Raw genomic sequence first — 20,855 nt, forward strand, 5'->3', positions numbered from 1 at the left:
GCACAACCCTGACACCCGAAGGGAACAGCCGTGACAAACCTTGGCACTGCTGTGACACTACGACGGAAGCAGAAACAGAAAGCTTTGTAAACAGGTAAAGAACTTATTGACACCTATTTACAAAGCTTTTACCGGATCAATCTGAAACCCCGGTTGTTTTCTGATTGTTTCTTTCTGTACGGAAATGAACTAAATTATAAATTGAGGATTAGGCACGGATTACACGGATTTCACGGTTTTAGTGCTATGATTACGTAAAACAACCGTGTTAATCCGTGTAATCCGTGCCTAAATATATTCTTTTCCGATTCGTTTTGAATCGACTTTAGACATAAGAACAAAAGAACATATTTCCTGCATAGCTTTTATAGCAGATTTGTTCTTTGGGGCTTATGTCTAAAAAAAGAATCATTAGTTCATATCAGCACAGTATGGAGTTCAAACAGGGTTTCCGGACTGCCCCCTTTTACCTTTTCCTTTCCCCCCCCCAAAAAGAGGAAAAAACAGACGAGTGCTTATTACATCGGACTCAAGTTACCATTGAAGAAACATTAGAATAGAGAGCAGTCTGATCAGCTCCTATTACACCGGGCTCCGTTATTATTGAAGAGATTCCCTGTTGTTTTTTCTGTTAAATTATAATAAATATATCCTTATCTCCCGATAGCTCCAAACATAGATGTTGTATCTTTGTTACCTTGTAAACTAAAATAGCGAGAAGAGTTTTGAAACTACGTATATTTATTTTATTCCTGTTTTTGTCTTTATTCCGTGCTCAAGCGGATGTCATCGACAGTTTGATGACACACCCCAGAGACTCTATAGCCCTGACAAGCGATTCCCTTGTATTACGTTTCTTGTCAGAGTCGGGGATTCCTATATCCGACAATAACAAAGTCAAGCTGCTAAAAAGCGGACGAGAGAAGTTTATCGATTTATTCAGCGCCATCCGTGAGGCCAAACATCATATCCACCTGGAATATTTTAATTTCCGCAACGATTCGATAGCCAATGCGTTATTTGCCCTACTGGCCGAAAAAGTGAAAGAAGGGGTGGAAGTACGGGCCATGTTCGATGCGTTCGGCAACTGGTCGAACAACAAACCGCTCAAAAAAAAGCATCTCAAGAAAATACGCGAACAGGGAATCGAGATTGTCAAATTCGATCCGTTCACCTTCCCATATATCAACCATGCGGCCCACCGCGACCACCGGAAAATAGCCGTTATCGACGGTGAAGTCGCCTATACAGGAGGCATGAACATCGCCGACTATTACATCAACGGACTCCCCAAAATCGGTACATGGCGTGATATGCACATGAGAATCGAAGGGGATGCTGTCAATGATCTGCAAGAAATATTTCTCACCATATGGAACAAAGAGACTAAACAAAACATCGGTGGCGAAGCCTACTTCCCCCTCCACAAGGGACAGTCGGACAGCACCCAGGTAGTAGTCGCCATTGTCGACCGTACACCGAAGAAAAACAGCCGCATGCTCAGTCATGCTTATGCGATGTCCATCTATTCGGCACAAAAGAACGTGCACATCGTCAATCCGTATTTCGTACCGACTTCCTCCATCAACAAAGCGCTCCAGCGCACGATCGAACGTGGTGTAGATGTGACAATCATGGTTTCTTCCGCCTCCGACATCCCGTTTACACCGGATGCCGCCCTCTACAAACTCCATAAACTGATGAAGAGAGGAGCCACTGTATATATGTATAATGGCGGCTTCCATCATTCTAAAATAATGATGGTCGATGACATTTTTTGCACAGTAGGCACCGCCAACCTGAACAGCCGCAGCCTCCGGTACGACTACGAAACGAATGCTTTCATCTTTAACAAGGAAATCACAGGGGAACTGAACGAAATGTTCCGGAACGATATAGAGCATTGTACGCAACTGACACCCGAGTTCTGGAAAAAGCGCTCACCGTGGAAGAAGTTCGTCGGATGGTTTGCCAATTTATTCACTCCATTTTTGTAATTTTGCATCGCACCCATTTATTGGAAAATTATTCGCTATGAAACAATATTTAGATTTACTCCATCGCGTACTAACCGAAGGAACAGAAAAGAGTGACCGCACAGGAACCGGAACGATCAGCGTATTCGGGCATCAGATGCGTTTCAACCTCGACGAGGGTTTCCCATGTCTGACGACTAAAAAACTGCATCTGAAATCAATCATCTACGAGTTGCTCTGGTTTCTGCAAGGGGATACGAATGCGAAATATCTGCAAGAACACGGCGTGCGCATCTGGAACGAATGGGCGGACGAAAACGGTGACTTAGGACATATCTATGGCTATCAATGGCGTTCGTGGCCCGACTACGACGGTGGATTCATCGACCAGATCAGCGAAGCCGTAGAGACCATCAAGCACAATCCCGACTCCCGCCGTATCATTGTAAGTGCTTGGAATGTAGCTGATTTAAAGAATATGAATCTTCCTCCTTGCCATGCCTTCTTCCAGTTTTATGTGGCAGACGGTCGGCTGAGCCTGCAACTTTATCAGCGCAGCGCGGACATATTTCTCGGAGTTCCGTTCAACATCGCATCATACGCGCTCCTGTTGCAAATGATGGCGCAAGTAACAGGACTGAAACCGGGAGACTTCATTCATACACTCGGTGATGCCCATATCTACCTGAACCATCTGGAACAGGTTAAATTACAGCTCAGCCGCGAACCACGCGCATTGCCTCAAATGAAGATTAATCCGGATGTGAAGAGTATTTACGACTTTAAGTTCGAAGACTTCGAACTGGTGAATTACGACCCGCATCCACATATTGCCGGAATAGTAGCGGTATAAAAAAGACATGAGTAAAGTATCAATCATCGCCGCCGTAGACCGTCGAATGGCTATCGGCTTTCAGAATAAACTGCTTTTCTGGTTGCCCAACGACTTGAAACGTTTCAAAGCATTGACCACCGGAAACACAATTATCATGGGAAGAAAAACCTTTGAATCGCTCCCGAAAGGGGCGCTGCCCAACCGCAGGAATATTGTGTTATCCTCCCGACCGGAAACAGTATGTCCCGGCGCAGAAGTCTTTCCATCACTGGAAGCAGCCTTGCAAAGTTGCAAGGAAGACGAGCATATATATATCATCGGAGGCGCAAGCGTTTATAGACAGGCACTTCCCTTTGCCGATGAGCTTTGCCTGACGGAAATAAATGACCTTGCTCCCAAAGCTGATGCCTTCTTCCCGGAAGTATCTCCCGCTCAATGGCACGAAAAAAGCAGAGAGGCTCATCCTGTGGATGAGAAACATCTCTGCCCGTATGCTTTTGTAGATTACGTGAAACAGTAAGTCTGTTATTTAATACAATTAATCTGCATCTTCTATGTCGACCATAATGGGCATCTGCCGCTTTATGGCTTCATGGAAGGAGATCAATGTTTCAGTACGCGCCAACCCCAGAGGCTGCAACTTATCATGGATGATACTCAGCAAGTGGTGATTGTTCTTCGCGTAAATCTTGATAAACATATCATATTTACCTGTAGTGAAATGACATTCGACTACTTCCGGAATTGCTTCCAAAGCTCTTGTTACCGAATCAAAGGATTCCGGATCTTTCAGATATATACCGATATAAGCACAAGTTTCATATCCTATCTTCTCAGGATCGATGACATATTCCGACCCTTTCAATATTCCCAGATTAGTCAACTTCTGAATGCGCTGGTGGATAGCCGCCCCGGAAACGTTACATGCTCTGGCTACTTCCAGAAAAGGAATACGCGCGTTCCCTGCTATTAATTTCAGAATTTGCTCATCTAAAGCATCTAATTGATGATGTCCCATTTTTGAATCAAATTGTTTTAATCAATGAATCTTTCATGCAAAGTTAGCTATTTTTCGGCAACAAATACTATGATTTATTACTTTTATTTGCAAATATCGAATAAGTCAACAATAGTTCGTACCTTTGTGAAAAACATAAATATACTATTTATATGAAACAAATTTGCAGTATTCTTCTTTTTTTCCTGGCATCAGCAGGAAGTTATGCGCAAAACTTTGCAGATTATTTTCAGGATAAAACGCTGAGGGTGGACTACATTTTCACCGGAAACAATAAACAGCAAGCCATCTATCTGGATGAGTTATCACAACTTCCTTCCTGGGCAGGTCGTGAGCATCATTTGTCCGAGCTTCCGCTGGAAGGCAACGGGCAGATCATCGTAAAAGATCTCGCTACGGGACAATGTATTTATAAGCATTCCTTTTCTTCACTGTTTCAAGAGTGGTTGTCCACCGATGAAGCCAAAGAAACGGCACGGGGCTTCGAAAACAGTTTCTTACTTCCCTATCCCAAACAGCCGGCAGAAGTAGAAGTTGTTCTATTTACTCCCCGCAAGGAAGTGATGACCAGTTTTAAGCATATTGTCCGCCCGGAAGATATTTTGATTCACAAACGCGGAACAACACATGTCACCCCACATCGATACATGCTTCGCAGCGGTAACGAAAAAGAGTGCATAGATGTAGCTATCTTGGCAGAGGGATATACGGAAAAAGAAATGAATGTATTCTATCAGGATGCGCAGAAAGCTTGTGAAAGCCTGTTTTCTCATGAACCATTCCGGTCAATGAAAAACAAGTTCAACATAGTGGCTGTAGCCAGCCCGTCTATTGACAGCGGAGTCAGTGTGCCCCGCGAGAATCAATGGAAGCACACGGCTGTTCATTCCCATTTTGATACTTTTTACTCAGACCGTTATCTGACTACAAGCCGGGTGAAAGCCATCCATAATGCCTTGGCAGGTATTCCTTACGAACACATTATTATTCTTGCCAATACAGATGTGTACGGTGGAGGAGGAATCTACAACTCATATACGCTGACTACTGCTCACCATGCCATGTTCAAGCCAGTAGTAGTCCACGAATTCGGACATAGTTTTGCGGGCTTGGCGGATGAGTATTTTTATGAAGACGATGTAATGACGGACACCTATCCGCTGGATGTAGAACCATGGGAACAAAATATCAGTACGCGGGTAAACTTCGCCTCAAAATGGAAGGATATGCTTGCACCGAATACACCTGTCCCCACCCCTGCCACACAACACCAAAGCTATCCGGTAGGTGTATATGAAGGCGGTGGTTACTCAGCCAAAGGCATATACCGTCCCGCATTCAATTGCCGTATGAAAACGAACGAATATCCCGAATTTTGCCCGGTCTGCCGGCGTGCTATCCAACGGATTATCGAGTTCTATGTTCCTTAGTCACAGGCAGTCATAAGAATTCGATCAGAAATCTTATGTATCCGATATAAAAAAACAACCGATATAAAAACAACCGGTATAAAAACAACTAATATAATAACAGAAAAGCAATATTGTCAAACTTAAAAACCCAAACCGTATGATCAGATTTCAACCGATTACTACATCGGACGTGCAACATTACAAATTTATGGAAGAACTTCTTGTCGAATCGTTTCCACCGGAAGAATACCGCCAACTGGAGCATCTTCGTGAATACACAGACCGGATAGGCAACTTCCATAATAATATCATTTTTGATGATGACCTGCCTATCGGCTTTATCACATATTGGGACTTCGACAGATTCTACTATGTAGAGCATTTCGCCACCAATCCGGCATTGCGCAACGGAGGTTACGGCAAACGCACTTTAGAGCACCTGTGTGAACACCTAAAATACCCCATTGTTCTGGAAGTGGAACGCCCGGTAGAGGAGATGGCTAAACGCCGTATCAATTTCTACCAACGCCATGGATTCACACTTTGGGAAAAAGATTACTATCAACCACCCTACAAAGCAGGAGATGACTTCCTGCCCATGTATCTGATGGTGCACGGTAATCTGGATGCAGAAAAGGATTATGAAGAAATAAGACATAAACTTCACACAGTAGTTTATGGAGTCAAAGAATAAAGCAACTTGAAATATAAGTTCAGGCAAAACCTGACAAAATACAAACAGCATCAAAAAAGAAAGGGTGTCCAATTGCTTGGACACCCTTCTCTTATATATCAAATTAACTGTTTATTTCTCACCACGTTTAGTAGACGAATAGTTAATCTTCAAAGCGTAAGATTTTCTAAGAGCATTCTTCACGTCAGTGATAATACCCATTTTTGTTTTTTGGTCTACTTTCAGAGACACAGTCATCTTAGCTTGGTCACCCTCATTCATACTTGCGCGTTCCTGGAAAATGAAGTCTTGTACTTCGCCCACTTCAGCGTAGCTGTCGTTGAGCTGAATACGACTTTCAGTACCCATTTTCGCACGATATTCCTGAGTCGGTTCACCCACATAAATGAATGTTACCAGTGATTTCTTCTCCAGTTTTTCGAGCTCAGTACCTTCCGGAAGTGTGAACTGTACTTTTAAAGTAACCTCACGCATTGTTGTTACAATCATAAAGAAGAACAACAAAGTAAAGATAAGGTCAGGCAATGAAGAAGTATTCAATGCCGGCATTTCACGTTTACCAGTTTTATTAAATTTTCCCATTACTTACCTCCTTTCTCCGTATTTTTTAGGTTCTGCCTCAGAAATTCTCTGCGGATAGATTTCACGAATTGCTTTTTGCTGTTCGTCATTCAATTCCTCATAAGGTCTCTGCCATTTCTGAAGAGCTAATTCATTTCTCAATTCATTGTATGCAGCAACAAGTTCGTTCTGCACGCTGATATATGCCTGATAAGAAGACCCGCGGTCATTCTGCAAAGAAATTACGTGCTTGTCGTTAACGAGAGTCGTACCAAAAAATTCCACATTCTTCTGTGTCTTTTCAGGCATATGCTCCGCATTACCGGCATTCGCAATAAATTCTTTAGCTCTTTCTCTCAGCTGATCAACACCGATATAATCATTACCGCACATCAAAGCATCATCCTTATTCAAGTATACCTGCAAAATGTTACGTTCTTTAATCTTATCCGTATTCTTTTGATCTTGATCTTCGGGTGGTGGAGGCAAAAGTCTTGCCAAACCACGGTCTGTATCCATTGATGTTGTAATCAAGAAGAAGATCAGCAACAAGAAAGCGATATCCGCCGTAGAACTTGAGTTAATATCAGGAACTTTTCTTTTTCCTCTTGCCATTGTTATTACTTATTAAATTGAGTATCCTCAATTGATTATGATATTTTTTTCTTTATGCCACTCGCGATGATTGCAACGATTGTTACAAACAACAGGATGTAGATGGAATAAAGGAACATATCAGTTATTTTCAGCCAGAAAGGAACGTTGTCACTACCATCATAACCAGGAATATTCATCGGTGTTCCGTCACCCATAGCCCAAGCTACAACTAAAACAACAACCAAAAGAACCAAACCAAGCAAAGACTTGATAGCGCCTGCCGGATTATCTTTCAAAGCTGCACCAAATTGGAATACAGCAGCAATAATAGTGGCTGCAACAGCTAAACCAAACAAAACATACATCAAGTAGAGTAAGGCATCTGTTTGAGCCGGCTGCCACATTTCGGGATCTACTCCCGGAATTACTGCATCGCCTGTAGCGTCTCCTCCGAAGAAGAAGATACCCATTACGATCAGTATGATGGCAAACATCGCATACAGCGCGTAGTACGATGCTTTATATGTTAACTTACTCATTTCGAATTATTTTTTGTATTTCAGATCATATTTGATTACCATGTCAAGCAAAGAGATAGAAGAATCTTCCATTTCGCTTGTAAGAGCTTCAATCTTAGCAAGTACGTAGTTGTAGAATACCTGAAGAATCAAAGCAACGATCAAACCGAAGATAGTTGTAATCAAGGCAACTTTCATACCACCTGCAACAACCGTCGGAGAGATATCACCTACCTGCTGGATCTTATCAAATGCCTGCACCATACCGATTACAGTTCCCAAGAATCCGAGTGACGGAGCCATTGCGATAAACAGTGTGATCCATGAACATCCTTTTTCAAGGTAACCAGCCTGTACACCACCGTAAGATACTACTGACTTCTCAACTACGTCGATACCCTGGTCGATTCTCATCAAACCCTGATAGTAGATAGAAGCAACAGGACCTCTGGTGTTACGTGCGATGTCTTTAGCAGCTTCAACATCACCTTTTTCCAAAGCAGCTTCGATAGATGCCATGAATTTTTTTGTGTTGATTTCAGCCAAGCTCAAATAAATGATACGTTCGATACAGAAAGCCAAACCGATTACCAAAGCAATAGCAACCAAACTCATGAAAGATGCAGTACCTTCGATGAATTTAACTTTGATTTCTTTGTGAATACCACCTTCTTCTGCAGCAGGGGCAGCAGCCGGAGCAGCTTGAGCAGCAGCAGGAGCAGCTTGTTGTTCAGTTTGTTCTGCTGCAGGAGCGTCTTGAGCCTGAGCAAGTTGAATTGAGCCAAATGTAAAGGCCCCAATCACAGCAACAATTGCAAATAACTTTTTCATTGTGTGTCTAATTTTTAAGATTAATTAATTGATTATTATTTATTGTATTTACTTCACGTTTCAACTTTTGTTTTGCGGAGAGACGGGGATTCGAACCCCGGATACACTTTTGGCGTATACACGCTTTCCAGGCGTGCCTCTTCAACCACTCGAGCACCTCTCCTTATGAGTTTTCCGCATTTTCAGCTACAAATGTATCCTTTTTTTTCTTTTCCTAAAGCATTATCCCTTTTTTATCTTAAATAAATACTGCAAATTAATATAATTTAAAACCTTTGGAACCTTATTTGACCATTCCGAACACTTTTAGTGCATTTTCGGAAGTGGCTTGTGAAAGGTGCTCCGGGGTGGTCTGATATATTTCAACCAGCTTCAGGAAGGTATCGCGCACATTCGCGCTTTCATTTCTTTTTCCCCGATTGGGTACAGGGGTCAGATAGGGGGAATCCGTTTCAAGCACTATTCGCTCCAAAGGTACCGTCAACAAGGCTTCCGGCAGAGAGGATTTCTTGAAGGTGACCACTCCGTTGATTCCCAACATAAAACCGTCAAACTCCAGTAATCGGGCTGCTTCTTCCGCACTCCCGGTGAAACTATGAAAAATACCGGTCAAAGCTGTGTTTTTATAAGGTTGCATCACCTTATATATATAGTCGGATGCTTCCCGCGAATGGATCACAATAGGTAATTTATATTCGAGCGCCCACTCTATCTGTTTCTCAAAAACGTACAATTGTTCGTTCAAAAATGTTTTATCCCAATACAAGTCAAGTCCGATTTCTCCAATGGCCACAAAGTGATGAGGGGCTTCCAAACGCTCCCGGACAATTGCCATCTCCTGTTTATACGACTCGTTCACCGAAGTAGGATGGAGCCCGATCATCGGATAACAATATTCCGGATAATCCGCGCAGACCGACAGCATCGGTTCAATTGTCGTGCTGTCAATATTGGGCATGAAAATACGCGAAACGCCGGCTTGCCGCGCACGCTCCATTACCTGTGGCAGGTCATCGGAAAATTCTTCTAAAAACAGATGGGAATGAGTATCTATTAACATGATAATTCGCTTTCTTCTTTCACTTTCTCATTGGAGCGGTAATAATATACCAGCCCATAGTCACGACATTTTTCCAATCGGGTTTCATTGGGATTTATTCCCTGAAACTTGGCTTCCACCTGATTCCAGATATCCAGAATCAGCTCATCAGCACGGTCACGCATCGAGGCCAACTCATCCAAGCTCCGGTTTGTTGCGGACTGGTATCCTTTTTGACGTTCATAGCTATCCAGAAAAATATCGTAATGCACTTTTACGCGTGCAATAGTCGGGTTATAAATGGGGATTCCCCCTTGAGAAATTCGCCGCTGCTCGCCATCAATGATTTTCCTCCCCCACTCTACCAAAGATGCTTCGCTTAATAAATCCGGCACCACATTCGCTTCGGGAAGCCCATACAGTTCTTTATGCACCGGTTTGATCTCATCACGGAGCACTGCAAGATTGAGCACCTGAATAAAGTGAGAAATATACAGCCGTGCCATTCTCACATTCGCCTGATGCTTGCGACTGGCTCTCGACTGATTATCATAACATTGTGTATAGTAAATTTGCGCAGCTTCAAACTTCAACAGAAAATTACGGGCATCAAATAATGTTTTCAATGAGATAGCCAGATCCCGCACATTATACACATCACCCTTCTCGACCGCTGCTTTCAGCGCCCGTACTCTGGCTTGATCCGTATTTGGCAATCGTCTGTAAGGCATTTCTCTCCCACTTTACTACATTTCCCGATACATTAGCAATTTCACTAAACTTTTAAGTTCTTTCTTCTTCTCTCCGGCAACCGCAACTGCCTCAAGGCTTTCCATAGCAAGTGTATAATACTCGCGCATTTTGTTTTCACAAACGCTGCGGATAGCCAGCTGATTATAGATTTCGGTAACTGCGGCTATTTTTTCTGCCGGCTGACAATTCTCTGCATTCAGCCAACCGTTCAGTTCTTCCTGCTGCTTTCCATCTGCACGTTCCAGTGCTTTGATCAGCATGTATGTCTTTTTATTGCAAAGGATGTCTCCACCGATTTTCTTTCCGAACACTTCCGGATCGCCATAAACATCCAGTAAATCATCCTGCAACTGGAATGCAACTCCTATTTGCATTCCGAAATTATAAAGATTCTCCGCGTCAGCGGCAGATGCTCCTGCCAGAATCGCGCCAATCTTCAGGCTTGCGGCAAGCAATACAGCTGTTTTCAAACGAATCATCTCAATATATTCGTCCTCTGCAACATCGCTGCGCGACTCAAATTCCATATCCAACTGCTGTCCTTCACAAATCTCCAATGCAGTCAGACTAAATAAGTCAACAACTTCTTTCAAGTGCTCCGGTGCACAGCCGGCTATATACCGGAAAGCCAATATTAACATGGTATCGCCCGACAAAATAGCAGTATTATCGTTCCAGACTTTATGCACAGTCGGCTTTCCCCGACGCATATCCGAGCGATCCATCAAATCATCATGCAACAAAGTGTGGTTATGATAAACTTCGATACCAGTAGCTGGGTCATAAATAGACGAAATATCTTCCTTATACAGATTATATGCCATCAGCATCAATACAGGACGTATCCGCTTCCCCCCCAAAGAAAGGATGTATTCGATTGGTTCATAGAGTCCTTTCGGAGTCCGGGTTATCTGAAGTTCAGAAATATGGTTATTTATTTTATCAAGTAATTGAGATGCTGTAAACATGATGAAAATGAAGATTAATGAATAAAAAGAGGCTGCATTCGCAGCCTCTTAAATGTATTGGTGTTACAAATTACTGCAATCTGAACATTACAGGAACTGTAAATTTAACGCGAACCGGTTTACCACGCTGCATACCTGGTTTCCACTTCGGCATCGTGTTGATCACACGGAGAGCTTCTTTATCCAGATACGGGTCTACACTACGTACAACTTTTGCATCTACGATACTACCGTCTCTGTTCACAACGAACTGTACGATAACACGACCTTGAGTACCATTTTCCTGTGCGATAGTCGGATATTTAATGTTTTTAGCCAGATACTGCATCAATGCTGCTTGTCCACCCGGGAAGTCCGGCATGTTTTCTACCACTTCAAAGATAGTCTGTTCTTCCGGCTCTTCTTCAACTACTTGCACCGGTACGTATTTTACTTCTACTTTCGGTGTGTTATCCTCATTAAGAATGGTAGTTGATTCTTCAATATCTGCCTTATCATCGACAATTTCCAGCAATTCGGCCACCTTCGGAGCCTCGGGTGGTGGTGGTGCTGCTTGTTCAGGGGTTTCGGTAATAGGAATGATTTCCTCTTCAAAAACGACATCAGCTACTGCCTGGCTTGTATCGATTTTCACATCACGCTGGGTCCATTCGAACGCCACGAACATAAAAGCCAATACCACCACGTAACCGATCAGCAGCCATGTGGACTTCTTTCCTTCCAGGTCTGCCTTGGGTGATTTTTTAACTTCCATAATTTTGTTAATATAATGATTAATAAAAAAAGTGTCTTCCTATGTGTCTCTGGGCAAATATAGTACATTTTCAGATAACCGTCCGTCTCTTCGTCTCTTTTTATCCGGCTTTTTAACTTTTTTAATTCTTTCATACTCATTCAGTTGCTTTTACAGTCAAATCTATGGCGGATTTTCAAAATAAGCGTATCTTTGGCGAGTAAAATAAGAACCAGATAAATATGAAAAAGATAACAATCGCAATCGACGGTTTTTCGTCCTGCGGAAAAAGTACAATGGCCAAAGACCTCGCCCGCGAAGTAGGATACATTTATATAGACAGTGGAGCCATGTACCGCGCAGTCACCTTATATAGTATTGAGAACGGGATATTCGACGGAGATGTCATCGATACGGAGAAGTTGAAAAAAGCAATCAAGGATATTCAGATTTCCTTCCGTCCGAATCCGGAAACGGGACGCCCGGACACTTACCTCAACGGGGTGAATGTGGAGAATAAAATCCGTACAATGGGGGTTTCGTCAAAGGTCAGTCCTATCAGTGCGCTTGATTTTGTACGCGAAGCGATGGTGGCACAGCAGCAGGCCATGGGAAAAGAAAAGGGAATTGTGATGGACGGACGTGACATCGGGACCACCGTTTTTCCGGATGCGGAACTGAAAATATTCGTAACGGCTACTCCGGAGATTCGTGCCCAACGCCGTTTTGACGAACTGAAAGCAAAGGGACAGGAAGGCAGTTTTGAAGAAATTCTGGAAAACGTAAAGCAACGGGATTATATCGACCAGCACCGCGAAGTGAGCCCATTGCGTAAGGCAGATGACGCTTTACTGCTCGACAACTCCAATCTGAGTATTGAGCAACAGAAAGAATGGCTGTCGGAACAGTTCGGGAAAATTGTTAATAAGTAGAGGACAGAAGTTGAGTGTATGATAAAAGTAGAGATAGATGAAGGGTCCGGCTTCTGCTTCGGGGTGGTCACAGCCATCCACAAAGCGGAAGAAGAACTGGCAAAAGGAGAAACCCTCTATTGCCTGGGGGATATTGTACACAACAGCCGGGAAGTAGACAGGCTGAAAGCGATGGGACTGATTACCATCAACCGCGATGAATTCAGACAATTACGCAATGCCAAAGTGTTGCTCCGTGCGCACGGAGAGCCACCGGAAACTTACCAGATTGCCCAAGAAAATAACATTGAAATCATCGATGCTACCTGCCCGGTTGTACTGAGACTCCAAAAGCGCATCAAGCAAGAGTTCCGAAAAGAAGACTTTGAAGAAAAGCAAATTGTTATCTACGGCAAAAACGGTCACGCGGAAGTGCTGGGACTGGTGGGACAAACGGGTGGCCAAGCCATTGTCATCGAAAGTGCGGAAGAAGCCAAAAAGCTTGATTTCAGCAAAAGTATCCGGCTTTTCTCGCAGACCACCAAATCTTTGGATGAGTTTCAGGAGATTGTGGAATACATCAAACACCACATTTCACCGGATGCCACTTTCGAATATTATGATACGATTTGCCGCCAAGTTGCCAACCGTATGCCCAATCTCAGAGAGTTTGCGGCTACACACGATCTTATCTTTTTCGTCAGCGGAAAAAAGAGTTCGAATGGGAAAATGCTTTTTGAAGAATGCCTGAAAGTGAATGCGAACTCACACCTGATCGACAATGAGAAAGAAATCGACCCTTCTTTGCTTCAGAATGTGGAATCTATCGGAGTATGCGGGGCGACTTCCACTCCCAAATGGCTGATGGAAAAAATACATGACCATATCCGGCTATTAATAAAAGATTAACAATGTGTCAAAGGACTGGTATTTTCTCCCTCCCAAAAGAATAAAAAGAAAGAAAGAAGGAACAATTTGAATATTTTTAATGGTTTCGACACACGAAAAAAAACTTATGAAACACCGCTTTCAACTTTTTGTTGTACATTTGCCACGTCAAACTAATTAATGAAAGATTGTTATGGGAACAGTTAAATGTATCGGTATTTTGACTTCCGGAGGTGATGCCCCGGGTATGAATGCGGCTATCCGCGCAGTAACACGTGCGGCTATCTACAACGGACTACAAGTAAAAGGTATATATAGAGGATACAAAGGTCTGGTGACAGGCGAAATCAAAGAGTTCAAGAGCCAAAACGTAAGTAATATCATCCAACTGGGCGGAACGATTCTGAAAACAGCCCGTTGTAAGGAGTTCACTACACCGGAAGGTCGCCAGCTGGCTTATGATAATATGAAGAGAGAAGGCATTGATGCTTTGGTCATCATTGGTGGTGACGGTTCACTGACAGGTGCCCGAATCTTTGCGCAGGAATTTGACGTTCCATGTATCGGACTTCCGGGAACGATTGACAATGACCTCTATGGCACAGATACCACCATCGGATACGATACAGCATTGAATACCATTCTGGATGCAGTAGATAAAATCCGCGACACCGCCACTTCACACGAACGTCTGTTCTTTGTAGAGGTGATGGGACGTGATGCCGGATTCCTCGCACTGAATGGTGCCATCGCGTCGGGAGCTGAAGCAGCCATCATACCGGAATTTAGTACGGAAGTCGACCAACTGGAAGAATTTATCAAGAACGGATTCCGTAAATCAAAAAACAGTAGTATCGTGTTGGTAGCGGAAAGCGAACTGACAGGTGGTGCCATGCACTATGCGGAACGTGTAAAAAATGAATATCCGCAATATGACGTACGTGTAACGATCCTGGGACACTTGCAGCGCGGTGGCAGTCCTACAGCTCACGACCGTATTCTGGCAAGCCGCTTGGGTGCCGCTGCTATCGACGCTATCATGGAAGACCAGCGTAATGTAATGATAGGTATCGAACATGATGAAATCGTTTATGTACCATTCAGCAAGGCTATCAAAAACGATAAGCCGGTCAAGAGAGATCTGGTCAATGTACTGAAAGAACTTTCTATTTAATAGAGACTGTCAATAGAACAGAAGCTTATTTTTATAAAGGTAATATAAAGAACGGTGGACGAATTGAGCTATTCAATTGTCCACCGTTCTTATTTCAATCCATCCTATATCCGGATCAACCCGAAAACCCGGTTGTTTTCAGTTTGTTTCTTTCTGTACAGAAATGAACTAAATTATAAATTGAGGATTAGGCACGGATTACACGGATTTCACGGTTTTAGTGCTATGATTACGTAAAACAACCGTGTTAATCCGTGTAATCCGTGCCTAAATATATTCTTTTCCGTACAATATGGAACTCAAGCCGGTTTTTCGGACTGACTCCTATATCCATGCCACAGATTCCAAGCGGTTTCTTTTTCTCTGGCAGAAGACAGAACAGTCATTTTTTCTTACTCATCATTTGCGCTGTATCAAACGGATAACGATCAGATGCACGTGCAATCTCCCAAATGATTAAATCATGTGAACCATTGCGCCAGCAATTGCTCCGTTATTTCCCATAACTGTTCTTTCTGTACATGATGAACGTAGTTGTCCGGCAACTCTTTCCGGTGATTGCCAGCATACAGTTGACCGGTCACTCCAGTTTCCTTCTCATCAAGCAAAAGACCGATGGCAGTAGAAGCCCCCTTCCGTGGCGTACGAATAAAAGGACGGAAAAAGAGATCCGTCAGCGGATCGAACCATTGATGCATAGTAATCATATTGGTAGAAACAATTCCGGGATCGGCAGCATTGACCGTGATTCCTTTCCCGCGAAGACGTTCCGCAAGTTCCATTGTAAACAGCAGCAGAGCCAGTTTCGTATTGCTATAAACAGGGATACGCCAGAAACCTCCCTTTCTTCCCTGCAAGAAGAAATCCGGAAAATCGAGACGGCCAATCGCGTACGTGCAGGAAACCATATTTACAATACGCGCTCCACGCGTCATTACCGGAAGGAGTTTCCGGGTAAGCAAATACGGTCCCAGATAATTGACGCTCACCGTACGTTCGAAGCCGTCGGCGGTGATGTGAAGTCCGGTTTCCATCGTTCCGGCATTATTCATCAGCAAAGAAACGGGGAGATGACGTTCCAAAATCTGATCGGCCAAAGAGGCTGCCGATGACATGGAAGACAGATCGACTGCCATGACTTCCAGTTTTGTGTTTCCCGTCTCGTTCACTAAACGTTGCCGTACCAACTCTGCTTTTTCTGGGTGATAGCAAGCCATTATAACGTGGTAACCGGCTGCGGCTACGGCACGGGTTATTTCCGTTCCCATGCCACCATCGGCGCCGGTGATGATTGCCCATTTCTCTTCACTCATCGTTTTTCCAGTTTTTCAATCTCCCGTTGCAGGCAGGGAGGCAGTTTTTCTTTCAGATGTTGGTGGCACGCCATCTCAATGGTATACATGCGACCAATGCAATAGTTGCTGTGTCCACAGCTACAACGCGCCTGCTCTTCCCGCCTCATCCGATTGACAAACCCTGGCTCGTTGAGCAGAGCACGTGCCATCTGAACGGCATCAAAGCCGGCATCCAAGACTTCATCTATCTTTTTACGGGACACCAGTCCCCCCACATAAATCAACGGAGCTTCCGGAAGTGCTGCCCGAAACTTCAGCGCATCTTCCAGAAAATAAGCTTCCCGAAAAGGAACAGTCGGAATCATCCACTTTCCAAACATCCGGACTCCATATTTCAGCCACCAGCAATCCATGTAATAAGCCATCGAACGAACAGGCATGGCCCCCCGCATCACGTACATCGGAGCTCTGCTGACAAAACCTCCACTCAGGACCAGCGCGTGTACTCCCAGTTGCAACAGGCGTTTTGCTACTTGCAGGGTTTCGTCGATCTCCATTCCTCCTTTGAAGCCATCACGCATATTCATTTTCACAATGACAGCCATATCGGTTCCCGCCGCTTTCATCACCTCATCCATCACCATTCCCATAAAGCGCATCCGGTTTTCGAGCGAGCCGCCATATTCATCTTTTCTGTGGTTGGTATAGGAAGATAAGAACTGGCTGATCAGATATCCGTGTCCGGCATGTACCTCAACAGCATCAAAGCCGGCTTCGCGTGCCAAGTTAACAGCCTGTCCGTAGGCTTTCGCCATCTCCGGCAATTCTTCCCTTTTCATGCCGCGCACAAATGTGGGAGAATATAAATTGAAGCCGGTAGAAGCTGAAACCGGGGTGGTCCCGCAAATCTTTTTATGAGACATATTTCCACAATGCCCTATCTGGATGCCGGCAGCCGCCCCTTCCGCATGTATCGCCCCGGTCACTTCACGCAAGCCGGAGATAATTTCCGGACGCAGCCACAACTGACGGTCAAAAGAAAGTCCGCTTTGCGTCACAGCTGCATAGGCAACAGTCGTCATCCCGACTCCGCCGGCAGCTACCGAACGGTGATAGTCGAGCAACATCTGCGAAGGAGCATTCCCCGGACACATGCTCTCAAAAGCAGCAGAGCGGATAGTACGATTCCGCAGCGTCAACGGACCGAAAGTGACAGGAGTAAAAAGTTTAGATTCCATAGTACGCTATTTTAAGTCAATATATAAAAGGAAATACACGTTTGCGCGCTCCCACCTCCGAACCGAATTCTTCGCGGTAACGATGCCATATCGCATTGGCGCGGGGAACGAGGTTGGCCATTGTCCACCAAAAGAATACAAGTCCGGAAAGCGAACAGGTAAGTATTGCCCAGCCTGCCCATTCGATAATCTCGCCCAGATAGTTGGCGGAAGTAACATAGCGGTACATGCCCTTTTGAGGCAGATAATGACGGGTGTCACCCGGCTTGCGCAAGTGACGGATGATATAGTCCGAATGCCAGTTCATAAACATGCCTGCAAAAAAAAGCAGACTGCCCGTTATAAACCATGCAGAAGTAAACCACCCGGAGTGATACATCCCTTCGGCTGCCAGATAAAAAATCCATTCACCTTGCATATAGCCATTCAACAAATTAAAAAGAATTCCCATCGACATGATTGCCAACGGCATCTTGCTCTTTCCGGTCAGCAACAGAGGGAAGACGAAAGCACGCTGAAAATAATGAATCTGAAAAAACACAAAGAATGTTAGTATGACCGGATCAAAACGACGTTCCGAATGCATCCACATCCAGCACATGACCAGAAATACGGGAGCTTCCATCAGCACCCAAGCCAGCTTGTTGGAAATAGCGGCTCCCCAGGAAGCGGTGCGAAATATCCCGTAACCGGCTTTCACAAAGTAGAGGGCAATGAAAACAATCAGAGCTATCAGACTCATGACGCCCAAAAATAGATTAAAGGCAGCTATACTCATCTTGATTTTCTTTTGAGATTCACAAAAATAACAAAAAAAGAAAAGAATGGCCACAAAAATAACTCAAATAAAAAACAAATCAAACGACAACAGACTTCCGGCATTCTTTGTTTATTCATTAAAAATCAGCTATCTTTGCAGTTGGTTATGAACTAAATAAAAAGAAAAAGCAATGGCAATGGAAATTAAAGCCATACCGACCTTAAAAGGAAAAGAAGCGGAACACTTCGTTAAGGCAGCGGACAAGGCTTATAAAAATCAAAACAAACAAGACTTCAGCAAACATGTGCTGGAAGCCCGTGCTGTGCTCAAAAAGGCTAAAATGTTATAAAACATGGGATTTCTTTTTGAGAAATGTACTTTTGCCGTACTTGATGAGGATACGATTAAAGAATGTGACCCTTTCTCATGTGGGCACCAAGACTTAGACGACTTCTTTCATAACGATGCTCCTCTCTATAATGCACAACTATTAGGAAAAAGTTACTGTTTTCGTTCAGATAAAAATCCTTCGGACATAGTGTGTGCCTTCACTGTTTCTAACGATAGTATCAGAGTAAATATCCTCCCCAACAGCAGGGAAAAGAAAGTTCAGAAAGACATTCCTCGAGCCAAACAAATGCGCCGCTATCCGGGTGTATTAATCGGCAGACTTGGAATCAATAAAGAATACAAGCATCAGGGTATAGGTAGTGATCTGATGACTTTCATAAAATCATGGTTCATTGATGCGGGAAACAAAACAGGGTGTCGCTTTTTAATTGTTGACGCTTACAATGAAAATATTCCTCTGAACTATTATCTGAAAAACGGTTTCAAATACCTTTTCTCTACGGAAGCGCAAGAAGTGGAATATACAGGCTTTGAAACCGGAACGCATCTAAAAACACGCTTAATGTATTTTGATTTAATAGACATTATGCCTTATCCCAATAATAGCAGCAAAGACTCAATCGACGGTAATTATTAAAATAACAAGTTTGTTCTCAACAGGTCACCTGTCCATAATCTCTCCTCCAGCAAAGGGAAAGATCATAGTTCACTGATATACAAAGAAATAGAATATATAATTCCTCGTATGTAGAAACGCCCTTTTAACGCTGTGTTAAAAGGGCGTTTCTACATACGAGGCTGCGCCTTTTCTACCAACGATAAATGCCTTAGCCTCCATCGGGAGAGAAACACGACAGCCGCAAAGTGTTAAATGTTAATAGAACATCGGATGTTCTTTCTAAAAACAAGCCATTATTGCATAAAAAGGATTTGTTCTTATCAGCGTTTCTTAATGGGAATATAAGCCAAATCATCAAGAACATTTTTATAAGCCGGACGGATAATGCGTTTGCCTTCGAAGTTCAATTCTTCATTGCGGTGCGCACACCAGCCCACGATACGGGCCATGGCAAACAGCGGAGTGAAAATCTCCTGCGGCAAGCCGATCATCTCATAGACAAAGCCCGAATAGAAATCGATATTGCTGGACACCGTCTTTCCGTTGTTCTTTACCCGCCCGAAGGTAGCGATGGCACGCTCTTCAAGTAGTTCGAGGAAAGCAAATTCTTCTTCTTTCCCTTTTTCACGGGCGAGGTCGCGAGCCAGTTCTTTCAGCAGCAGCGCGCGAGGGTCAGAAATCGTATAGACAGCATGACCGATACCGTAAATCAGTCCGGTCTTATTATATACTTCTTTATTCAGCATCCGTGTGAAATAAGTATCTATTTCGTCCACGCTTTTCCAGTCTTTGATGTTTTCCTGCAAATGATGGAACATGTCGGCAACCTGAATATTCGCGCCTCCATGAAGCGGACCCTTCAACGAACCGATACCTGCGGCGATTGCCGAATACGTATCCGTCCCTGTGGAAGAAGTAACGCGAACCGTGAAAGTCGAGTTATTACCACCACCGTGTTCCGCCTGTAGAATCAACAGCAAGTCGAGCGTACGGGCATCCAGTTCCGTATAGTCTTTTTTAAGCATATAGAGGAAATTCTCAGCGATGGACAGCTTTTCCTGCGGATGGCGGATGTGCAGCGAACGTCCGAATGTAGCATGGCGAAGCATATTATAAGCATACGCAATGATAGTGGGGAACTTGGAGATAAGGTCAATGCTCTGACGCATCAGGTTATCCCGCGAAGTATCATCGGCATCGGGGTCGAAACGGTACATTTCGAGGACACTACGCGACAGGATATTCATGATATTATTTCCTTCCAGCTCGATAATATTCATTTTCGTCTTCTGTTCGAGCGCCATATTGTCGTTAATCAGTTCGCCGAATGAAGCCAGCTCTTCCTTGTCCGGCAGGCGACCGGAAAGCAGCAGATAAGCCACTTCTTCGAAGCCGAAACGTTTCTCTTTGATGATGGCATGAGAAATATCCTCCACGTCGTAGCCCCGATAGAACAACTTTCCCGGAATAGGTTTCAGTCCACCGCCGGGGACCCGTTCGTAACCTACTACATTACCTATTTTAGTGAGACCTACCAACACGCCGGTGCCGTCTTCATTACGCAGTCCGCGTTTCACGTCAAACTTGGGGAACAATTCATTGTCGATCCGGGTAGCCTCTTTCATCTCCTCGGAGAGTTTGTAAATCAAATACTCTTTCTTCATAATACTTCGTTTTTAATCGT

23 protein-coding genes and 1 tRNA gene are annotated in these 20,855 nt (G+C 43.9%); 10 read left to right on the plus strand and 14 right to left on the minus strand.

The genetic code is table 11. The annotated features are described in order from the left end of the window. Nucleotides 1-725 precede the first annotated feature (725 nt). From cls to K6V30_RS24695, 3 genes are read left to right on the plus strand one after another with little or no spacing between them, the layout of a single operon-like run. The gene (gene cls, locus K6V30_RS24685) at nucleotides 726-1,997 is read left to right on the plus strand and encodes a cardiolipin synthase (RefSeq protein WP_010539279.1); all 1,272 of its coding nucleotides are present in this window, start codon (nucleotides 726-728) and stop codon (nucleotides 1,995-1,997) included. Nucleotides 1,998-2,034: 37 nt separating this feature from the next. Continuing rightward, entirely contained in the window at nucleotides 2,035-2,829 is a 795-nt protein-coding gene (locus tag K6V30_RS24690) for a thymidylate synthase (RefSeq protein WP_010539280.1), read from the plus strand. 7 nt (nucleotides 2,830-2,836) lie between these two features. Beyond that, nucleotides 2,837-3,331, plus strand: coding sequence for a dihydrofolate reductase (locus tag K6V30_RS24695; protein WP_055271437.1), 495 nt, complete (start codon nucleotides 2,837-2,839; stop codon nucleotides 3,329-3,331). Nucleotides 3,332-3,349: 18 nt separating this feature from the next. Here the strand turns inward: K6V30_RS24695 and K6V30_RS24700 are convergent, their stop codons facing one another. Then, on the minus strand, nucleotides 3,350-3,829 hold the full coding sequence (locus K6V30_RS24700; RefSeq protein WP_055271439.1) for an Lrp/AsnC family transcriptional regulator: 480 nt from the start codon (nucleotides 3,827-3,829) through the stop codon (nucleotides 3,350-3,352). A 152-nt stretch (nucleotides 3,830-3,981) separates the two neighbouring features. Here K6V30_RS24700 and K6V30_RS24705 point away from each other — a divergent pair, with 152 nt between their 5' ends. Both K6V30_RS24705 and K6V30_RS24710 read left to right on the plus strand, forming a co-directional pair. Continuing rightward, nucleotides 3,982-5,259 carry an IgA Peptidase M64 gene (locus tag K6V30_RS24705; protein ID WP_055271441.1) on the plus strand — a complete coding sequence of 426 codons (1,278 nt, stop codon included), beginning with the start codon at nucleotides 3,982-3,984 and terminating at the stop codon, nucleotides 5,257-5,259. 139 nt (nucleotides 5,260-5,398) lie between these two features. Continuing rightward, a complete protein-coding gene (locus tag K6V30_RS24710; RefSeq protein ID WP_010539283.1) occupies nucleotides 5,399-5,935 on the plus strand; it encodes a GNAT family N-acetyltransferase in 537 nt (178 codons plus the stop codon). Nucleotides 5,936-6,046: 111 nt separating this feature from the next. On the opposite strand, the gene K6V30_RS24715 is transcribed toward K6V30_RS24710, so the two are convergent. From K6V30_RS24715 to K6V30_RS24755, 9 genes are all read right to left on the minus strand, one after another. Then, complete coding sequence (locus tag K6V30_RS24715; protein WP_010539284.1) at nucleotides 6,047-6,517, minus strand: ExbD/TolR family protein; 471 nt, start codon at nucleotides 6,515-6,517, stop codon at nucleotides 6,047-6,049. Nucleotides 6,518-6,520: 3 nt separating this feature from the next. Next, on the minus strand, nucleotides 6,521-7,111 hold the full coding sequence (locus K6V30_RS24720) for an ExbD/TolR family protein (RefSeq protein WP_010539285.1): 591 nt from the start codon (nucleotides 7,109-7,111) through the stop codon (nucleotides 6,521-6,523). Between the two features lie 35 nt (nucleotides 7,112-7,146). Then, nucleotides 7,147-7,632 (minus strand): hypothetical protein, encoded by a 486-nt coding sequence (locus tag K6V30_RS24725; protein WP_010539286.1) that lies wholly within the window; start codon nucleotides 7,630-7,632, stop codon nucleotides 7,147-7,149. A 6-nt stretch (nucleotides 7,633-7,638) separates the two neighbouring features. Beyond that, nucleotides 7,639-8,442 carry a MotA/TolQ/ExbB proton channel family protein gene (locus K6V30_RS24730; RefSeq protein WP_008766463.1) on the minus strand — a complete coding sequence of 268 codons (804 nt, stop codon included), beginning with the start codon at nucleotides 8,440-8,442 and terminating at the stop codon, nucleotides 7,639-7,641. Nucleotides 8,443-8,517: 75 nt separating this feature from the next. Continuing rightward, nucleotides 8,518-8,605 (minus strand) — tRNA-Ser (locus K6V30_RS24735). A gap of 120 nt (nucleotides 8,606-8,725) precedes the next feature. Further along, nucleotides 8,726-9,502, minus strand: a complete 777-nt coding sequence (locus tag K6V30_RS24740; RefSeq protein WP_055271443.1) for a TatD family hydrolase — start codon at nucleotides 9,500-9,502, stop codon at nucleotides 8,726-8,728. Further along, nucleotides 9,496-10,212 carry a hypothetical protein gene (locus K6V30_RS24745; RefSeq protein WP_022302133.1) on the minus strand — a complete coding sequence of 239 codons (717 nt, stop codon included), beginning with the start codon at nucleotides 10,210-10,212 and terminating at the stop codon, nucleotides 9,496-9,498. The genes K6V30_RS24740 and K6V30_RS24745 overlap by 7 nt, the downstream gene beginning before the upstream one ends. 15 nt (nucleotides 10,213-10,227) lie before the next feature. Continuing rightward, on the minus strand, nucleotides 10,228-11,202 hold the full coding sequence (locus K6V30_RS24750; RefSeq protein ID WP_055271445.1) for a polyprenyl synthetase family protein: 975 nt from the start codon (nucleotides 11,200-11,202) through the stop codon (nucleotides 10,228-10,230). A gap of 70 nt (nucleotides 11,203-11,272) precedes the next feature. Then, nucleotides 11,273-11,956: an energy transducer TonB gene (locus K6V30_RS24755; RefSeq protein ID WP_010539290.1), complete on the minus strand. Its 684-nt coding sequence runs from the start codon at nucleotides 11,954-11,956 to the stop codon at nucleotides 11,273-11,275. Between the two features lie 221 nt (nucleotides 11,957-12,177). Here K6V30_RS24755 and cmk point away from each other — a divergent pair, with 221 nt between their 5' ends. From cmk to pfkA, 3 genes are all read left to right on the plus strand, one after another. Further along, entirely contained in the window at nucleotides 12,178-12,867 is a 690-nt protein-coding gene (gene cmk, locus K6V30_RS24760; protein WP_010539291.1) for a (d)CMP kinase, read from the plus strand. An 18-nt stretch (nucleotides 12,868-12,885) separates the two neighbouring features. Continuing rightward, on the plus strand, nucleotides 12,886-13,755 hold the full coding sequence (locus K6V30_RS24765; RefSeq protein ID WP_010539292.1) for a 4-hydroxy-3-methylbut-2-enyl diphosphate reductase: 870 nt from the start codon (nucleotides 12,886-12,888) through the stop codon (nucleotides 13,753-13,755). A gap of 172 nt (nucleotides 13,756-13,927) precedes the next feature. Next, complete coding sequence (gene pfkA, locus K6V30_RS24770; protein WP_008761048.1) at nucleotides 13,928-14,908, plus strand: 6-phosphofructokinase; 981 nt, start codon at nucleotides 13,928-13,930, stop codon at nucleotides 14,906-14,908. Between the two features lie 461 nt (nucleotides 14,909-15,369). Here pfkA and K6V30_RS24775 read toward each other — a convergent pair whose 3' ends face one another. The 3 genes from K6V30_RS24775 to K6V30_RS24785 are packed head-to-tail and all read right to left on the minus strand — an operon-like array spanning nucleotide 15,370 to nucleotide 18,219. Then, nucleotides 15,370-16,221, minus strand: coding sequence for an SDR family oxidoreductase (locus tag K6V30_RS24775; RefSeq protein WP_055271446.1), 852 nt, complete (start codon nucleotides 16,219-16,221; stop codon nucleotides 15,370-15,372). Next, on the minus strand, nucleotides 16,218-17,441 hold the full coding sequence (locus K6V30_RS24780; RefSeq protein WP_055271448.1) for an NADH:flavin oxidoreductase: 1,224 nt from the start codon (nucleotides 17,439-17,441) through the stop codon (nucleotides 16,218-16,220). Before K6V30_RS24780 ends, K6V30_RS24775 begins: the two co-directional genes overlap by 4 nt. Nucleotides 17,442-17,457: 16 nt before the next feature. Then, complete coding sequence (locus K6V30_RS24785; protein ID WP_055271450.1) at nucleotides 17,458-18,219, minus strand: phosphatidylethanolamine N-methyltransferase family domain-containing protein; 762 nt, start codon at nucleotides 18,217-18,219, stop codon at nucleotides 17,458-17,460. A 172-nt stretch (nucleotides 18,220-18,391) separates the two neighbouring features. Here K6V30_RS24785 and K6V30_RS24790 point away from each other — a divergent pair, with 172 nt between their 5' ends. After that, nucleotides 18,392-18,550 (plus strand): hypothetical protein, encoded by a 159-nt coding sequence (locus K6V30_RS24790; protein ID WP_008761044.1) that lies wholly within the window; start codon nucleotides 18,392-18,394, stop codon nucleotides 18,548-18,550. Between the two features lie 3 nt (nucleotides 18,551-18,553). Continuing rightward, on the plus strand, nucleotides 18,554-19,189 hold the full coding sequence (locus K6V30_RS24795; protein ID WP_010539296.1) for a GNAT family N-acetyltransferase: 636 nt from the start codon (nucleotides 18,554-18,556) through the stop codon (nucleotides 19,187-19,189). Nucleotides 19,190-19,491: 302 nt separating this feature from the next. On the opposite strand, the gene K6V30_RS24800 is transcribed toward K6V30_RS24795, so the two are convergent. Further along, entirely contained in the window at nucleotides 19,492-20,835 is a 1,344-nt protein-coding gene (locus tag K6V30_RS24800; RefSeq protein WP_010539297.1) for a citrate/2-methylcitrate synthase, read from the minus strand. Between the last annotated feature and the right edge of the window lie 20 nt (nucleotides 20,836-20,855).

This window comes from Bacteroides faecis, from assembly GCF_020091505.1.
Taxonomy (GTDB): domain Bacteria; phylum Bacteroidota; class Bacteroidia; order Bacteroidales; family Bacteroidaceae; genus Bacteroides; species Bacteroides faecis.

Coding starts and splice junctions, on each gene's coding strand:
- K6V30_RS24725 (WP_010539286.1), bottom strand. CDS start 7,632: ATGAGTAAGTTAACATATAAAGCATCGTACTACGCGCTGTATGCGATG.
- K6V30_RS24710 (WP_010539283.1), top strand. CDS start 5,399: ATGATCAGATTTCAACCGATTACTACATCGGACGTGCAACATTACAAA.
- K6V30_RS24700 (WP_055271439.1), bottom strand. CDS start 3,829: ATGGGACATCATCAATTAGATGCTTTAGATGAGCAAATTCTGAAATTA.
- K6V30_RS24720 (WP_010539285.1), bottom strand. CDS start 7,111: ATGGCAAGAGGAAAAAGAAAAGTTCCTGATATTAACTCAAGTTCTACG.
- K6V30_RS24690 (WP_010539280.1), top strand. CDS start 2,035: ATGAAACAATATTTAGATTTACTCCATCGCGTACTAACCGAAGGAACA.
- K6V30_RS24790 (WP_008761044.1), top strand. CDS start 18,392: ATGGCAATGGAAATTAAAGCCATACCGACCTTAAAAGGAAAAGAAGCG.
- K6V30_RS24800 (WP_010539297.1), bottom strand. CDS start 20,835: ATGAAGAAAGAGTATTTGATTTACAAACTCTCCGAGGAGATGAAAGAG.
- K6V30_RS24750 (WP_055271445.1), bottom strand. CDS start 11,202: ATGTTTACAGCATCTCAATTACTTGATAAAATAAATAACCATATTTCT.
- K6V30_RS24775 (WP_055271446.1), bottom strand. CDS start 16,221: ATGAGTGAAGAGAAATGGGCAATCATCACCGGCGCCGATGGTGGCATG.
- K6V30_RS24795 (WP_010539296.1), top strand. CDS start 18,554: ATGGGATTTCTTTTTGAGAAATGTACTTTTGCCGTACTTGATGAGGAT.
- K6V30_RS24740 (WP_055271443.1), bottom strand. CDS start 9,502: ATGTTAATAGATACTCATTCCCATCTGTTTTTAGAAGAATTTTCCGAT.
- K6V30_RS24765 (WP_010539292.1), top strand. CDS start 12,886: ATGATAAAAGTAGAGATAGATGAAGGGTCCGGCTTCTGCTTCGGGGTG.
- K6V30_RS24695 (WP_055271437.1), top strand. CDS start 2,837: ATGAGTAAAGTATCAATCATCGCCGCCGTAGACCGTCGAATGGCTATC.
- cmk (WP_010539291.1), top strand. CDS start 12,178: ATGAAAAAGATAACAATCGCAATCGACGGTTTTTCGTCCTGCGGAAAA.
- K6V30_RS24705 (WP_055271441.1), top strand. CDS start 3,982: ATGAAACAAATTTGCAGTATTCTTCTTTTTTTCCTGGCATCAGCAGGA.
- K6V30_RS24715 (WP_010539284.1), bottom strand. CDS start 6,517: ATGGGAAAATTTAATAAAACTGGTAAACGTGAAATGCCGGCATTGAAT.
- K6V30_RS24785 (WP_055271450.1), bottom strand. CDS start 18,219: ATGAGTATAGCTGCCTTTAATCTATTTTTGGGCGTCATGAGTCTGATA.
- K6V30_RS24755 (WP_010539290.1), bottom strand. CDS start 11,956: ATGGAAGTTAAAAAATCACCCAAGGCAGACCTGGAAGGAAAGAAGTCC.
- K6V30_RS24745 (WP_022302133.1), bottom strand. CDS start 10,212: ATGCCTTACAGACGATTGCCAAATACGGATCAAGCCAGAGTACGGGCG.
- K6V30_RS24730 (WP_008766463.1), bottom strand. CDS start 8,442: ATGAAAAAGTTATTTGCAATTGTTGCTGTGATTGGGGCCTTTACATTT.
- K6V30_RS24780 (WP_055271448.1), bottom strand. CDS start 17,441: ATGGAATCTAAACTTTTTACTCCTGTCACTTTCGGTCCGTTGACGCTG.
- pfkA (WP_008761048.1), top strand. CDS start 13,928: ATGGGAACAGTTAAATGTATCGGTATTTTGACTTCCGGAGGTGATGCC.